At 62.9% G+C, this 15,392-nt stretch carries 16 protein-coding genes and 1 pseudogene; 2 read left to right on the top strand and 15 right to left on the bottom strand.

Annotated features, from left to right (window positions below; all coding sequences use genetic code 11):
• Positions 1 to 2 precede the first annotated feature (2 nt).
• From GPJ75_RS18570 to GPJ75_RS18555, 5 genes and pseudogenes are all read right to left on the bottom strand, one after another.
• On the bottom strand, positions 3 to 347 hold the full coding sequence (locus GPJ75_RS18570) for a VOC family protein (RefSeq protein ID WP_246249121.1): 345 nt from the start codon (positions 345 to 347) through the stop codon (positions 3 to 5).
• Positions 348 to 400: 53 nt separating this feature from the next.
• Complete coding sequence (locus tag GPJ75_RS27670; protein WP_343036287.1) at positions 401 to 811, bottom strand: hypothetical protein; 411 nt, start codon at positions 809 to 811, stop codon at positions 401 to 403.
• Positions 812 to 906: 95 nt separating this feature from the next.
• Positions 907 to 1,095: pseudogene (locus tag GPJ75_RS27665) on the bottom strand (M28 family peptidase); the annotation flags it as partial.
• A gap of 173 nt (positions 1,096 to 1,268) precedes the next feature.
• Positions 1,269 to 1,925 (bottom strand): TenA family protein, encoded by a 657-nt coding sequence (locus tag GPJ75_RS18560; protein WP_205602576.1) that lies wholly within the window; start codon positions 1,923 to 1,925, stop codon positions 1,269 to 1,271.
• A 3-nt stretch (positions 1,926 to 1,928) separates the two neighbouring features.
• Positions 1,929 to 2,771 carry a BtpA/SgcQ family protein gene (locus GPJ75_RS18555; protein ID WP_163270032.1) on the bottom strand — a complete coding sequence of 281 codons (843 nt, stop codon included), beginning with the start codon at positions 2,769 to 2,771 and terminating at the stop codon, positions 1,929 to 1,931.
• A gap of 25 nt (positions 2,772 to 2,796) precedes the next feature.
• Between GPJ75_RS18555 and GPJ75_RS18550 the strand changes: the two genes are divergently transcribed.
• The gene (locus GPJ75_RS18550; RefSeq protein ID WP_163270030.1) at positions 2,797 to 3,696 is read left to right on the top strand and encodes a ribokinase; all 900 of its coding nucleotides are present in this window, start codon (positions 2,797 to 2,799) and stop codon (positions 3,694 to 3,696) included.
• Positions 3,697 to 3,716: 20 nt separating this feature from the next.
• On the opposite strand, the gene GPJ75_RS18545 is transcribed toward GPJ75_RS18550, so the two are convergent.
• From GPJ75_RS18545 to GPJ75_RS18505, 9 genes are all read right to left on the bottom strand, one after another.
• A complete protein-coding gene (locus GPJ75_RS18545; RefSeq protein ID WP_163270027.1) occupies positions 3,717 to 4,493 on the bottom strand; it encodes a glutamine amidotransferase in 777 nt (258 codons plus the stop codon).
• Between the two features lie 36 nt (positions 4,494 to 4,529).
• Positions 4,530 to 5,594 (bottom strand): phosphotriesterase family protein, encoded by a 1,065-nt coding sequence (locus GPJ75_RS18540; RefSeq protein WP_163270025.1) that lies wholly within the window; start codon positions 5,592 to 5,594, stop codon positions 4,530 to 4,532.
• Positions 5,591 to 6,601, bottom strand: coding sequence for an ABC transporter permease (locus GPJ75_RS18535; protein ID WP_163270023.1), 1,011 nt, complete (start codon positions 6,599 to 6,601; stop codon positions 5,591 to 5,593). Before GPJ75_RS18535 ends, GPJ75_RS18540 begins: the two co-directional genes overlap by 4 nt.
• Entirely contained in the window at positions 6,598 to 7,416 is an 819-nt protein-coding gene (locus tag GPJ75_RS18530; RefSeq protein WP_163270021.1) for an ATP-binding cassette domain-containing protein, read from the bottom strand. Before GPJ75_RS18530 ends, GPJ75_RS18535 begins: the two co-directional genes overlap by 4 nt.
• Complete coding sequence (locus GPJ75_RS18525; protein ID WP_163270180.1) at positions 7,416 to 8,348, bottom strand: substrate-binding domain-containing protein; 933 nt, start codon at positions 8,346 to 8,348, stop codon at positions 7,416 to 7,418. Before GPJ75_RS18525 ends, GPJ75_RS18530 begins: the two co-directional genes overlap by 1 nt.
• Positions 8,349 to 8,397: 49 nt before the next feature.
• On the bottom strand, positions 8,398 to 9,435 hold the full coding sequence (locus GPJ75_RS18520; protein WP_163270019.1) for a LacI family DNA-binding transcriptional regulator: 1,038 nt from the start codon (positions 9,433 to 9,435) through the stop codon (positions 8,398 to 8,400).
• 884 nt (positions 9,436 to 10,319) lie between these two features.
• Positions 10,320 to 11,375 carry a YncE family protein gene (locus tag GPJ75_RS18515; RefSeq protein WP_163270017.1) on the bottom strand — a complete coding sequence of 352 codons (1,056 nt, stop codon included), beginning with the start codon at positions 11,373 to 11,375 and terminating at the stop codon, positions 10,320 to 10,322.
• A 192-nt stretch (positions 11,376 to 11,567) separates the two neighbouring features.
• Positions 11,568 to 12,131: a GNAT family N-acetyltransferase gene (locus GPJ75_RS18510; RefSeq protein WP_163270015.1), complete on the bottom strand. Its 564-nt coding sequence runs from the start codon at positions 12,129 to 12,131 to the stop codon at positions 11,568 to 11,570.
• A 41-nt stretch (positions 12,132 to 12,172) separates the two neighbouring features.
• On the bottom strand, positions 12,173 to 13,243 hold the full coding sequence (locus tag GPJ75_RS18505; protein ID WP_163270013.1) for a class I SAM-dependent methyltransferase: 1,071 nt from the start codon (positions 13,241 to 13,243) through the stop codon (positions 12,173 to 12,175).
• 150 nt (positions 13,244 to 13,393) lie between these two features.
• Between GPJ75_RS18505 and GPJ75_RS18500 the strand changes: the two genes are divergently transcribed.
• Complete coding sequence (locus GPJ75_RS18500) at positions 13,394 to 14,422, top strand: GlxA family transcriptional regulator (RefSeq protein ID WP_163270011.1); 1,029 nt, start codon at positions 13,394 to 13,396, stop codon at positions 14,420 to 14,422.
• Between the two features lie 231 nt (positions 14,423 to 14,653).
• Here the strand turns inward: GPJ75_RS18500 and GPJ75_RS18495 are convergent, their stop codons facing one another.
• Positions 14,654 to 15,229, bottom strand: a complete 576-nt coding sequence (locus tag GPJ75_RS18495; RefSeq protein ID WP_163270009.1) for a dihydrofolate reductase family protein — start codon at positions 15,227 to 15,229, stop codon at positions 14,654 to 14,656.
• Positions 15,230 to 15,392: the final 163 nt, after the last annotated feature.

The following is a 15,392-nucleotide window of genomic DNA, read 5'->3' as shown; positions in this document are numbered from 1 at the left end:
CCTCACAAGGTGGACAGGTCGCGGAAAGGGCGGACCGGCTCCGCGCCATCCCAGCCTTCGGAAGATTCGCGGATCAGATCGAACAGCCGCCCCTTCGGCCCTACGACCTCGGAGAGTTCGATGACAGTGCCGGGATGGGCTTCCCGGTCGAAATAGACGAAGCGGCCATTGGCGCCGACCTTGCCGCTCATCTTCTGCCTGAAGCCTTCCGCTTCCATGCGGGCAAGGTCGGCATCGTAGTCCTGCGTCCAATAGGCAATATGCTGCAGCCCCTTGTGCCCGGCACGCACGAAGTCGCAGTACATGGAGGGAGCGTCGTTGCGTATCTGGATCAACTCGACTTGCATGGGGGCCGCTGTTGGCCAGCGCGACGGAGTTGTGGACCTCGTAGGGCTCGCCATCATAGCGGTAATCCTCGATCGGCACCCGTCACCGTTTCCGGAATGGCGTTGATCGATCCCGGCTCGAGGCCGAAGCGCCCGACCGTAAAGCGAGCATGCTCGTCCTCCGGTATTGTGCTCTCGTACAACCTGTCGAGCGCGACCGTGGCGGCGACCATCGGGTCGCGGCGAAAGGCGAGCGCCGTGGTGTCGGCATGCGCGGCCTGCCCCCTCAGGACAACCTCAAGCCATCGTGTGCCCTGAATCCCATGGACGATGCCGATCGGGATTCCCTCGCGTTCGAGCGCCGGTCCCTGCTTGATGTGGAGTTCCAGATAGCCTGAGATCGGAAAGCCGAGCTGCGCATTTCGACGCCCTTCAGTGCATCTAGCGTCGCGTTCACTTCGTCGGCAAAGGATGCGCCGTCCCACACAAACCATTCCCCTCCGGCGGTATATGCTCCAGGGAAAACGCCATGGACCCCATGGTTCCGGGCGAAGCGGCTGCCTTCTTCGTTTGTCCAGGCAACGACTTCCACGGGCAGATCGGTTTCCACCCGCGCATCCTCAAGGCTCTCCATCACCTCGAACGCGGCAAGGACTCCCAGAGCCCCATCGAACCGGCCTCCGGTCGGCTGGCTGTCCAGGTGGCTTCCAATCAGGAAAGGGGCGCGTTCGGGAGAACGCCCTTCATGGCGCACGAAGAGGTTGGCCATCGGATCCTGGAACACACGAAATCCGCACGCCTTGGCATAGCTGGCCAACAGGCAACGCGCCTGACGATCCTCTCCCGAAAGCGCTTGGCGGTTCACGCCAGCCGGCGTTGCTCCGATGCGCGCGAATTCGTCGATGCGCTCGAGCAAGCGCATTGATCTCCACCTGCATGGGATTATTTGCTCCTGTCGTATGGCGCATCGTGAAAGGCGATTTCGAGCCGTTGCACACCGCCGAAGATCCCGCTCAACCGGGATCGTTCCGCAGGAAGCAGCGTCTCGCCCGCCTCATCCAGTTGCGCTTTGAGCCAAAGGGCCTGAGCGGCAAAGGTCTCGTTTGCGTGCATCTCCACCCATTCCCGCACAAGCGGGTCCGATATCGCGGTCACGGCGGCGCGTTTCGACCATGTCCAGTACATCCATTCGGCCGCGAACATCGCCGCCACGATGTCCAGAAACGTGCCCTTTCGGGCTATATCGAGCATGCCCGCGCGAAATGCTTCCGTCTCGGACCAGTTCGGGATATGGCAGGACGGATCGATGCCGCGCGCGGTAAAGGTTCGCTCGAAATATGCGATTTGCTGGTTTGCCAGCACGTCCAGAACAGCAATCAGCCAACGTTTCTGCGCGATCGTTTCCGCCTTCGCCGCCGCGTAGGCGAAGATTGAAATGGCCGTCTCCACGAATGCGCCCTCGTAGACGAGGTAGCGATCGAAGACCCGTGCATCCAAACGATCCTGCTCGATTTCCCGCACGAAGCGGTGGTTGACCATCGCCTCGAATACCGCAGCATTCTCGCGCAGCATCTGCCCGCTGAGCGTTTCGGCAGCCACGCGTCAGGCCTCCAGCGCGGGCTCGGCTGCCGCTCGGAAAATGCGCACCCGCTCGACATCCACCGGGTTCCACCAGACTCCACCTTCCTTGAGAGAAGATGCGACGATGACACCGCTTGTGCGCTTGAGGATCTCGGCAATGTTGTCCCTGGTCACGCCCGAACCGACCAGCACCGGCAAATCCGTGGCCGAACCAATCTCATCGATTTCCTCGATGGTGGCCGTATTCCCGGTCCGCTGACCGGTGGCGATGACGACATCCGCATCGAAGAAGGCGAGATCGCGTGTCAGTTCCGTGATCGAACGGTCGGCAACGATGGCGTGGCTGCCATGCTTCACGTGGCTGTCGGCAAAGACCTTGACGTGCTCGGCCCGCAGGAGCGAGCGATAGCGCATCGCCTCGGCCGCGCGGCCTTCCATGAATCCTTCATTGGCGACATAGGCGTTGGCCCACTGGTTTACCCGGATGAACTTGGCGCTGCCCGCCATGGCGATTGCAAAGGCCGGGATCGGGGCATTGGCCAGGACATTCACACCGAGCGGCACGCTGAAAGCGCGATTGATTCGATCTGTCACGACGGACATGAAGGCCGCTGTTTCATGCCCGATATCCTCCGGTTTCGAGAACGGGATATCACCATGGTTCTCGATCACCAGGCCATGCATGCCGCCCTCGACCAGCGCCTCTGCGTCGCGCATGCAGGCATCATAGATCGCGTCCGTGCCGCCGCCGGCATAGCGGGGCGCACCGGGAAAGGCAGGGCAATGGATCATCCCGATCAGAACCTTGCCAGTCCCGAATATGTCTCTTATGGCGTTTGAGGACGTATTCGCTATCTGTGTCATTGTGTCACCCTTTTGAAAGCACGTTATGCAGGCGTTTGTGATCGGCAATGTCACCGTCGACGAAACCATCGCCATCGACGACTGGCCGCAGCCTGGCGCTTCGATCCTCGGCGCGCAGACGGGGCGGGGCCTGGGCGGCAAAGGCTGCAACCAGGCGATCGTCATGGCGCGCTGCGGCGTGCCGACAACGCTCGTGGCGGCCATCGGAGATGATTTCCGCGCCGCCACGATCCGCGAGCAGCTCAGCTACGAGCCCGTTGCCTGCCATTTGATCCAGCTCGACGGCCGTGCCAGCGATTTCTCGACGATCCTCACCACACCGGACGGGGAGAACGCTATCGTCACCACCACCGACTGCGCCAGCCATTTGAGTGCCGCCAAGGTGCATGCCGGGCTGAACGAGGCCGCCGCCGGGGATATTGCGATCCTGCAGGGCAATCTTAGCGAGGAGACCGCAACCGCAACGCTCGGGGCGGCGCGCGAAAAGGGCATGACGACGGCAATCAATCCGTCGCCGCTCAGGCCTTATTTCGGCGGGCTGTGGCCGCTCATCGACATTGCCTTCCTCAACCAGGGCGAAGCACGGGCACTGACCGCCGACGACGACGCCAAGGCCGCCAGGCGGCTGATCGCCCAAGGCGTGCGCAGCGTCGTGGTAACGCTTGGCGCGAATGGCGCGCTTCTGGTGGATGCGGAAAGCGCTCTGCATGTGCCGGGCATGGAATGCGACGTGGTGGATACGACCGGGGCCGGTGACACATTCATGGCCGTGGCGCTTGCTTCGGCCGTCCTGCGCGCAACGACGCTCGACCGGCGCGCGATCAGCGACGCCGGCAAGGCCGCGGCAATCACCGTCAGCCGCCGCGGCACGCATTCGGCGTTTCCCTCCGCCGGCGAGTTGCGAGCCATCCTCGCCGCCGGCTGAGACCGGTCGACCGGCGCTCATTAGCGCCCGGCCGTTTCCGTGAGCCAGCCCAGGATATTCTTCCAGAGAATGCCGTAGCCTTTCCATTCGCAGAAGGCGGGCGATAGCCAGTGCGGGCCGATGTCGGAGGTCCAGACCGCAGAGCGCCCCTTGCCGTAGCGGCCGGTGACGAGCAGCGGATGCCCGCCCTGGTCCTCCGGCAGCCGAGCGACAAGCTCGACATCGTCGCGGTCACGCAGTTCCACTTCGTTGACGCCGAGCAGCACCGGCCACTCGCCCTCCAGGCCCGCAATGGTAGCGTGATTGGAAAGCACGATGTCGGGAACCGTTCCTTCGGGGATTTCCAAGCGGTCGTCATAGGGAAGACAGGTCACCGGCAGCACATCCTCGACCGGCGTGCGCCGCCAGCGTGCCTTGCCGTCGATGCCCTGGAACGAGAAGTAGCCGCCCACCATCAACAGGCTGCCGCCCTTTTCGACCCAGCTGCGGATGAGTTTCAGACGGTTCGGGACTGTGCGTGAGTGAAGCCAGACGGCCGGCGGCAGGAGGAGCGAATTGGCGCCGATGTCCGACAGGATGATGGCGTCGTAAGCGTCGAGGCCACTCATCTCGAATGGGAATTTCTCCACCGCCTCGTGCGCCGGCATGTAGGTAAGCTCATATTCGCTGCCTTCCAGCGCCTTCACCAGTGGTTCGGCGCCCAGGTGAAAGGTTACGCTTCCAAACTGGTCGAAGCCCTTGAAATGGGTCGCCGAACTGAACCAGCTTTCGCCCACGAGAAGCACTTTTTTCGTCATTGCATTTTCTCTTTTTTTCCCAGGAATGGGCCAGCCTCAGCCGGCGTGAAAGACACGCATCGGATTGCCGCGCATCAGCGTTTCCAGCGCCGCCTTGTCGACGCCATGGCGCATGAGCCGGGGCAGGAAATGGCGCAGCACGAAGGCGTAGCCATTGCCGCCGTAGCGGGTCAGCATCATTTTCAGGAACACGTCATGCGACAGCAGGATGCGGTCGAGATGTCCCGCCTCGATCAGCCGGACGATGGCGCGCGCCACTTCTTCATCGCTCGGGCACTGCACCTGCTGATCCGCATAGAAGAAATCCATGCCGATCATGTCGTACTCGATGAAGGCGCCGCGCGCCGCCAATTCGCTCTGATAGGCGAGGTCGTCGTGCGAGGGGTTCATGTGGCAAAGCACCGTGTGGCGCAGATCCGCGCCCTCCTCCGCGGCGATATCGAGCACCTTGTGGCCAAGCCGGAACCAGCCTGGCAGATGCACCATCAGCGGCAGGCCGGTGCGCACTTGAGCCCGCGCGGCACCGCGCAGGGATGTCTCCTCGTCGCCGGTGAAATCGGACGAAACGCCGATCTCGCCGATGAGACCGATGCGCACTCCGGTTCCGTCGACGCCCTCCAGCGCCTCACCGACGATCTGGTCTGCGATATCGTCCGCCGACATGCCGGCAACCTCCGGCGGATGCGAGGATTGCAGGTAATAGCCCGCCCCCATCACGATCTGAAGGCCGGTCGCCGCCGATATCCGCTGCAAGGCAAGCGGATCGCGCCCAATGCCGCGGCAGGTTGGGTCCACGACCGTATGCCCGCCCGCCTCTGCGAACCGAAGCAGTTCCTCGATCGCCAGCGTCTCGTCGTCCAGCGCGATATTGTGCTTGTTGACGAATGGATCCTGGCGCAGTTCCGAGAGTATCTCGATGCTGACCGGTTGGTCGGCCAGATAGCGACGCTCCGGTTCCTTGGGCTCGTTCCACCAGCACCGGCAGTCGTTCAGGATGTGCTCGTGCATCAGCGTGATGCCGAGCCTTTCGACCGGGATGTCGCCGGCCACCGTCATTACCTTTCCGGACCCCACATGGGCTTCAGAACGCTCGTCGGTCATGGCCTGTTTCCCCTTGCGAATCCGAAGCGGAAATTGGCCGTGAAGATGCGCGTGTTCAGCCAGATGGCGATCAGGATGATCGCACCGGTGACGATCTGCGTGAAGAACGGCGAGATGTGCATCAGGATCAGCCCGTTGCCGATCACCGCAATGGTGAGCGTGCCGAGAATGGTCCCGACGATGGTGCCCCGCCCGCCCATCAGCGAGGTTCCGCCAAGCACGACGGCAGCGATCACCTGAAGCTCGAAGCCGACGGCCGCATTGGACGAACCGGACCCCAGGCGCGCGGCGATCAGGAGACCGGCCAAGGCAGATGCGACGCCGGCCACCACATAGACCGAAGCAATTGCCCAGCGGGCCGGCATGCCGACGCGGCGCGCCGCCTCCATGTTGGAGCCCACCGCGACCACCTGGCGCCCATAGCGGGTGGAGGTGATCACCACATAGCCCAGTATGGCAACGGCGATCGCGATAAGAGCCGGCACGGGGATGCCGAAGAGTTCGCCACGCCCGAGGGCGAAGAAGCCCGGCACGCCCTTGATGGGAATCGAATAGCCCTGCGTCAGGTAGAGCGCGATGCCCCGCAGCATGGACAGTCCGGCAAGCGTGACGATGAAGGCCGGTATGCCCTGATAGGCGACGAACCAGCCCTGGCCGAGACCGATCAGCGCGCCGAAACACAGCATCGCCACGACGACCACGGGCCAGGGCAGCCCCGCAGCGAGCGTAATGGCGGCAACGGCATTCACCAGCGCCACCTGCGAGCCGACCGAAAGGTCGATGCCGCCGGTGATGATGACGAATGTCATGGCCACGGCGACAATGAGGATGGGTGCTGCCTGCCGGATCACGTTCAACTGGTTGCCGAGCGTCATGAAGGTGTCGGTCGTCACCGCGAAAAACACGACGCAGACCAGGAAGAAGAAAGCGATCGAGAGTACCTGGGCCTGTTCCGACAGGAAGTCTGCCCATGGGGAGCCCTGGCCTCGTTCGGTATAGGCGGTCATCTTTCGTCCTTTTCGCCGACGATGAGTTTGACGAGATCCTCGAGATCGGTTTCGGCGATCGAGCGTTCCGCCACCTTGGTGCCCTCATACATGACGGCAATCCGGTCGCAGACGCGAAACAGATCCTGCAGGCGGTGCGTGATGAGAATGACGGAAACCCCCGTCGCCTTGACGCGGTTGATCAGCGACAGGACCGCCTCGACCTCCGCCACGGCGAGCGCCGAGGTCGGCTCGTCCATGATCAGCACCTTGGGATCGAAGGAAGCGGCGCGGGCAATGGCGATGGCCTGCCGCTGGCCGCCGGAGAGCTGCGCAACCTTGCCGGTCAGGCGGGGGATGCGGATCTCCAGCGCATCGAGCATCTTACGCGCTTCCGACAGCATCGTCTTGCGGTCGAGAAACGGCCCCTTGGTGACCTCCCGACCGAGAAACAGGTTGCCGGCCACGTCGATGTGATCGCACAGGCTCAAATCCTGGAACACCATTTCGATGTTGCGTCGCCGGGCATCCGCCGGACCGCTGAAGCGCACCGGCTCGCCATCGAGATGCATCGTTCCGTCGTCGGGAATATAGGTTCCCGAGATGATTTTCGTGAGCGTCGATTTGCCGGCCGCGTTGTCGCCGACCAGCCCCAGGCATTCTCCCGGATAGATGTCCAGATCGACGCCGCGCAATGCCTGGAGCGATCCGAAGTTCTTGCGTATGTCCCTGAGAGCGATACGCGGGACCCGCCCGCCGTTGGCCGTGCCGTTCCGGGCGGGGTTGACCCGTCCGGAACCGACAGCGACAGCGTTTTCCTGCTGTCTGTCCGACATCACTGGAAGATCGCCCTGTAGGGGTCGACATTCTCCTTGGTCACGATGGTCACTGGCACGGAGATGGTCTTGTCCACCTCGCCGCCGCCGGCCAGCGTGTTGAGCGCTTCGACTGCCGCGGCACCCATCGCGGCCGGATCCTGTTGGATCACCGCGGTGACATAGCCCGCGTCGATGCCGGCAATCGCCTGCGCGGTCAGATCCCAGCCGAAGATCTTCACGTCTTCCTGCTTGCCCTGGCTTTCGACGGCGGCGATTGCGCCCATCAGCGCCGGCTCGCCTGTTGCATAGATCGCGTTCATGTCGGGATTGCCGGTGATCAGGTTCTCGGCGGCCGAGAGCGCATTGTCCTGGATGTTCTGGCCATCGACGACGCCAGCCTTCTCGATACCGTCGGCAGCATCGACGACGTCCTCGAAGCCTTTCTGGCGAACGTTCTGGATGTAGGAGTTGAGCGCACCGACAACGCCGTATTTGGCCTTGCCGCCCATATTGGCCTTTGCGTAGTCGAGGAAATAGGTAGCCATGTCGGCACCCGCCGCGCCGTTGTCGACGCCAATCTGTGCCTTCTGCGGACCGTCATCCGGGAGGATCGCGTCGATCGCCACGACGGGAATGCCGGCTTCGGCCGCCTGGTTCACCGCCGGCATGATGCCGTTCACGTCGATTGCCACCACGGCCAGACCGTCAACGCCCTGCTGGATGTAGGTCTCGATGGCGCTGTTCTGTGCCGCCGGGTCGTTGTTGGCGTTGAAGATGACCAGGTTCACGCCGGCCTCGTCGGCCGCCTTCTGCGCGCCCTCGTTCATCTGGTTGAAGAACAGCGCCTGCTGATTGATCTGGACAAGGGCGAAGGTCTTTTCATCCTGCGCTTTCGCGATGGCCATGCCGAGCGGCAGGGTCAGGGCCGCGCCCAGCCCGAGAGAAAGCATGCGTCTTCTGAGGGTGAATTTCGTGTTCATGGAGTTCTCCTCTTTCGGTTTACCGCTGCGGTTGGGGTTTCGCGCACGGGGCAACGGATTCCCGTACGACGATTTCGACCGGAAGCAGTTCTTCTGAGGGCACATTGCCCCGTGTCTTCCAGTCGGTCTCGGTGAGTAGCGACAGGGCGCGCCGTCCGATGGAGCGGACGGGCTGCCGTATTGCGGTCAAGGGCGGCGCAAACAGGTGGAGCGGCCCGACATCGTCGAAGCCGATGATCGACACGTCTCCGGGAATGGATATGCCCTGGGCGCGCAGAACCTCAATCAGACCGATCGCTATTTCGTCCGAACTCGCGAATATGGCGGTGGGAACTGCGCCTTCCGCAATGTAGCGCTGCGCCGCCTCACGGCCGAACGCCTCGGTGTAGTCCCCCTCGTAGCGCTGCGGCCGGATCTCGGTCCTGAAATGATTGCTGAGCGAATCCGCGAGTCCCTTGTAGCGCCTGCGCGCGCTGATCATTTGGTCTGGTCCGCCAACAAACAACACATTCCTGTGACCGTTTTCGGCAAGCAGTTCCCCTGCAAGGCGGCCACCCTGCTCGTTATCGCAGAAGAGCTTCGGCGCATGCGCATTTGGCACGTCTTCATCCACGACAACCACATTGCCCGTGCGATTGATCAGGTCTCCCAGACTCCCGTCGTCAGGGTGGTTGGTGATGAAGATCAGACCGTCCACATGGTTGCGCTCGATCAATTCGAGATATGCCACTTCCCGGCCCTGGCGGTTGAGCGTGGCGTAGAGCGACAAGGCCAGCTTCTGCTCGTCCGCGGCCTCCTCTACTGCGGCGACCAGCATCGCGAAGAAGGGGTTGGCAATGTCGGGGACAACAAGGCCGATCGTGTCGGAACGCCCGCGGCTGAGCCGCCTTGCGTGGGGATTTGGCTGATAGTTCAGCGCGCGAATGGCGTCTTCGATCCGCTGCCGGGTTTGATCCGGCAACTCGAGCGAACCATTCAGCATCCGGGATACCGTTGCGACGGAAACCTCCGCTCGCTGCGCCACATTCTTCAGACTGGGCTTGCTCGGTTGCACCATTGCCATTTCACTTAGTAAAGCGGTTTAGTAAACCGCTTTACTACATGACTGAAACAAACCTGCAAGTCAATGGGCGCATGAGATTGCACCTTATGTGCTGGCGCAGCATCGTGTCCCTGTGCAGATACCATGGTGCCTGCGACGGCCGTTGGCTCGCCGACATTGTGCTCGTGTGCCAAACTCCCGGCGCGGCCAAAAGCGCCATGTCCATTGCGCTTGAGGACGAGACCGGTATCTCGTGGCCTGAAGCAGAAAGCCAGAAGTGGGAAAGACGCAGGCAAAAAGCTACGAAATACAACGAGGCGTTCCGGGTTTCCCACCAGGGCGTAAGCCTTTGCCGTCCCTGGCACCATCCCCTCTTCTCCCGACATTCCCTTCCACCGAAGCTTCTACGCAGAAATCCAAGCAAGTGTCTGAATTCACTTGATTTTCAGGTACTTTCGGCGCGATTGGGCGCGTTTCAGCAGGCTCGAGCGAACTTGATCCAACGAGGCGGAGGGGTGGTATTTCCGTTGGTAGTTGGCACCTGATGGTATCGCAGCCAGCCAACAGGACCATTGAAGCCTGAAGCATTGCTGCAGATATGGCATAGGCGACACCGGCCGCCCGCAGTGCAAGTGTGTGGGCCGCGACATCGGCTACGCTCAAGGATGCTGCGTAGATCGTTGCGGCGAGAAAGACACCAACCTCCGCGACAGTAGCGATGCCGATGACGGTCAGTCGCCGCCGAATTCGGTCTTGAAGGTTTCGAAGTCGATCTGCCTGCCGTTGATCACGGTGCTCCAGTGGTGTGGATATGAGGCGGCCTGGGCGACCGCGTCGGCGACCGCGTCACTGGGTGTCTCGCACCGGCGGAGCCCATGGCCCCGCCGGCAGCGGTGGCGTCAGTGGGCGTGAAAGTCCTCTGCCTCGGGCGTCAGCATGATCGTGTTGATCGTCAGACCCGCGTCCTTGAATGTGTCGATGGTGCCGAGCTTCTTGCCTGCCACCAGATCGATCACGGAAATCGAGCCGTCGTTCATGCCCGGGATGTTGATCAGGCTGTTCTGCACATAGGCGCGGTTGCCGTCGGGCGAGAACACCAGGTGGTGGGCGCCGCCCGCCGCCTCGACCGCGTAGAGGTGCCTGGGCGCACGTGGATCGGAGATGTCGAAGGCGTTGAGATGCCCCGGCAGCGCCGTGGTCACGTAGGCCCGGTCGCCCGCTGCATTGAAATAGACCTCGAGCGCCATGCCCTGACCGGTCGCGGCGAAGTCGAAATCGCCGCGGAACGAGAACGTCTTCGATTCCGGCTGCCACTCGGCGATCCAGATGCGGCCCTCGGCCATGTTGGTGATGTAGGCGACCGGCGGCTCGACTCCCGGGACGAAAAACGCCTCGACGGGCGCCGTGCCCGACGGCGACGGCTTGTCGGAGACCTTGTGCGTTGACAGCACCTTGCCGGTGCTCGGCTGGATAACCACGATCGACTCGCCGAGATCCGTGGGGTCCTTCGGGTTGATGGTGCTGGTCACAAGCATCCGGTCGATGCCGTCATGAACGGTGATGCCGTGCGGATAAGGCACGGGCATTGCGATCGTATCGAGCACCTCATCGCAGCCGGGAACCGGTACGACCTTGGTCCGGAACGGGAAGCTTGTCACGTCGAGAACCCGCAGTTCGGAACGGCCAAGCGAGGTGAGGTAGGCTCGGTCGCGCGCGGGATTGTAGAAGATGTGATGCGAGATCAGGTTAGGCGGCAGCGGCATCTGGGCGAGAATCTGCCCATAGTCCGGCGCGTCCGGGTCGAGTTCGACGAACGCGATGCCCTCCTGGCGGATCGTCTGCTGGCCCTTGGTTTCGTACAGGACGAGGGCCGGTTGCTCCGCCTGCGCAGGGGCGAAGGGCCCGGCAAGCGTGGTGGCCGCGGTGATCGCGGCGATTGCCAATGTCTTCTTCATGGTCGTTTTCCTTGTCTTTCCGTCTTTGGCGAAGGGAAGGAACTGCCACCTCCGCACGCCCTTCACGCGCGAAGTGGGGAACCACCCGGGTCTTGGGTCCGAACGGGCGGTCAGTGATCGGGTATCCGTTTGGCGCGGCTCCCGGGCGCGGGGCATCCCGTCTCCGTGGCGACCGATGACCGGACCATTAGCTCATGCCGCGGCCCTGCCGGCAGCCCCGAGACGCTTCGTCATGCTGACGCAGGCGAAACTGCAGCCATCGTCCAGCGCCAGTAGTTCGCTTGCCGACGCCCGGTATCCGAGCCGCTCGTAGAGCGCGACGCCGGGAAGCGTCGCCGTCAGCGCGAGTTCCCGCACGCCATGATCGAGGGCGTCCCGCTCGACGCGCGCCATGATCGACGATGCGACGCCGCGCCGGGCCGCTGCGGGGGCGACGAACACGCTGCGAACGGTGGGCAAGGCCTCCGCTTGGGGACTGTCGCCGAGCCCGCTTGCGTAGCCCGGCTGCCCGCGCGTCCAGCCTCCGCTGCCGAGAATCGTCCCGGCGCGGTTCTCGGCAACGAAGAAATGGCCCTCCTCGACGACCGCGTCGTCCATCGTCCCGTACCGTATGAGGAAGCCGGCGACCTCGTCGTCCGAATAGAACCGGCCGCCCAGGACCCACATCGACCATCGCTGCATGACCCGGATTGCCGGGATGTCGACCGGTCGGGCATGGCGAATGAAGGTGTCGGGTCTGTCCGTGATCGGTTTCATCGCGTTTGCCTTCCCGAGTTGCGCCGAAGGGATGCGGCGCCTCAGCGCCGCACCTCGAAGATGAGGTTGAATGGCGTTTCCACGGCGCGGCGGAAATGCGTGAAGCCCGCCTTGCGGAAAACCTCGGCCAGGCGAGCCTCGCCTGCCTGTGCTCCCAGCACCATGTGCCCGCCCTCGGAGATGGCGTGCGCCGTGCAGATCACGGTCGATGCCGAGTAATAGAGCTGCGCCACTGGCGAGAGGTTGTCCTTGACGTGGTCGTGCGCGAACGGCTCGACCAGCAGCACCGTGCCGCCCGGTGCGAGGGTCTTCGCCGCATGGCGGGCGGCCGCGACCGGGTCTCCGAGATCGTGAAGAATGTCGAAGAAGCAGATCAGGCCGTATTGCCCGTCCGGATAGTCGTCGGCGCGTGCAAGTCCGTATTCGATCCGGTCCGACAGGCCGGCGGCCTCGGAATTACGCTGCGCCTCGTCGAGTGAGCCGAGATGCGTGTCAAAGCCGAAAAAACGTGAATTCGGAAACGCTTGCGCCATAAGCAGCGTCGAGTGGCCGTAGCCGCAGCCGACATCGGCGACCGCGATGCCAGCCTCAAGCTGCTCGACCACACCATCCAGCGCCGGCAGCCATTGCGGCACGAGGGCGGCGCGGTAGCCGTTGCGGAAGAACGCCGCCGAGCCGCACGAGAGTCGCCTGTCATGTTCGCCCCAGGCGACGCCCTTGCCGGTTCGGAAGGCCTCAAGCGATTTGGCTTCATCAAACCACATCGATGCCGGCACGTTCCAGGCATGTGGGATGTAGACGGGGCTGTCCTCGTCAGCCAGCACCATCGCCTGTTCGGGCAGCAGTTCGTAGGTGTCGCTCAGCCCGTGATAGGCGATGTAGCCGCCGGCGGCCTGGGCATTCAGCCATTCGCTGACATAACGCTCGGCGCAGCCAGCGCGCTTGGCGACTTCTTTGGCGCTCAGCGGACCGGCGCCGGCCATTGCGCTGTAGAGCCCGAGCTTGCTGCCGAGGCTCACCATCACGCCGGTATACCCGGCTGTGAGGTCGCCTATGGCACGCGTGGCGAAGGTTTCGAGCCTTGCCTGATCGATCTTCGGTGTATCTAGCATCGCGATATTCCTTCGTGGAGTTGAGTTGCACTTGGATGCGGCTCTGGTGTAGGGCGTTGGGTAGCCAGCGCGACAGAGCCGCTATCGCCCGCAATCGGTCCAAACGTGCCATGCTGGGCGCTTTCTCGTGGCGCGGCGCGAAGGGCCACGATGTCTAGACAGGCGAACCAGAACGGATCTGTCCCGCTGCGGGTCTGCCTCTTGGCGCTGCCGGATGCCGTCATCTCGACGCTGGCCGGAATCTACGATGTCATGAACGGGGTCTCGATGATGGGGATCGCCTGCCCCGGAACCGAGTATCCATTCAAGGTCGAGATCGTTGGCGAGGAAGCGGGCCTGTTGCGGCTGGCCAGCGGCGTTCCCATCGAGGTCCAGTGCTCGATCGACGAAATCCCGGCGTGTGACATCCTCATCGTCCCGTCGGTCCTGCTCAGACCGGGCGGATGGCAAACGGGTCGCTACCCGCGTCTGGTGGACTGGATTGTGCGCATGCACGACGGCGGTGCGAGGCTGTGCTCGGCTTGCTCGGGGGTCTTTCTGCTGGCCGAGACGGGGCTGTTCGACGGCAGGGACGCGACCGTCCATTTCGGCTACGCGGACCAGTTCGCCGCCTGCTACCCCGCCATACAGATCCATCCCGAGCGCGTGCTGGTAATCTCGGGAACGCGCGAAGACCTCATCAGTTCGGGCGCGTCGAACACCTGGCACGACCTGGTGCTCTACCTCATCGCCCATCATATCGGAGCGACCGTCGCACAGGAGGTGGCGCGCATGTTCGCGCTGCAATGGCATCGGGACGGGCTGACCCCCTACATGATCTTCGAGGGTAGGAACGACCACGGTGATGCCGAAATCCTGAATGCGCAGGAGTGGCTGTCGACCAACTTCTCGATCGCCAATCCCGTCGATGAGATGATCAGGCGCTCGAAACTTGCCGAACGCACGTTCAAGCGGCGCTTCGCCGATGCAACCGGGATCGCGCCTCTCGCATATGTGCAGCGCCTCCGGATCGAGGATGCGAAGCGGCGGCTGGAGCGTACCGATTCACCCGTGGATGAAATCAGTTGGCGGGTGGGCTACGAAGACGCTGCGTTCTTCCGCCGTCTGTTCAAGCGCACTACCGGAATGACGCCGGGCGCTTATCGGCGACGGTTCCAGATTCCGGAGTTTGCACGCTGATAGCAGATATTCGGATAGTCCGTCGCACTCCGGACCAGATATCCTCCGTCAACCTAAACCGACATACGCGGCGCCTGAATTCGCGACACAGACCCGATGATGATCGGCCGGTGGCTAAGCAACAAAGGCCCCAATCGAGCCATTTTTCGTGCACGATAACACCAACGGGCGTGTTTTGAAGGATCCGTGCAGCGGCCTTCCGGTGAACGAACGCTTGCCTGCGGCCACATCTCACGCAGATTTGGGAAGATACTCGGCATGGACAATGCCGGAGCCCAGGCGCCTGAGGTCTCCCAGTTTGAAATCCGAGGCATAGCCGGCCGGAAAGAGACGGGTGCCGCGTCCAAGCACGGTCGGGTAGATCAACATGTGCACCTTGTCGACGAGGCCGTGCGGCAGCAGAGAATGGACGAGACCGGCGCTGCCATAGACGACGATGTCTCCGCCGCCCTCGGCCTTGATGTCGCGGACGGCGCCGATCACGTCGCCGGAAAGGACGGTTGTGTTTGTCCAGGTTGCCTCCTCGAGCGTGTTCGAGGCGACGTATTTGCGCATGGCATTCAGCTTGCGCGCGAATCCGGCCGGGTCGTCGATGGTGGGCCACACCGGGGCGAACCCCTCATAGGTGGTGCGGCCCAATAGCACGATGTCGGCCGCCCAAAGCTCCTCATGCACGATGTCATCGCCCTCGGGGCCACGGCTGAAGGGGCCGACCCAGTTGCCAAGGCCGGAGTTTTCCATTCCGACGGGGTCCTGCACGACACCGTCGAGAGAGCTATAGACGCTCACAACCAGATTGCGCGGCATTCAGGTTTCCTTTGATATCCAGTTCTCAATGCCAACTTTTCCATTCTGACAGGGTCGATGACCCCGTCGAGCGAAACGTATTCGGTCGCAGGCTGTCTTCTTGGCACGGAATCGACCCTTTAGCAGAGGGCGATCGCAAAATAGTCGACGGCGTATTTCCTGT

The organism is Chelativorans alearensis, assembly GCF_010993735.1.
Classification (GTDB): domain Bacteria; phylum Pseudomonadota; class Alphaproteobacteria; order Rhizobiales; family Rhizobiaceae; genus Chelativorans; species Chelativorans alearense.
This window is presented reverse-complemented; position numbering and strand designations above follow the sequence as displayed.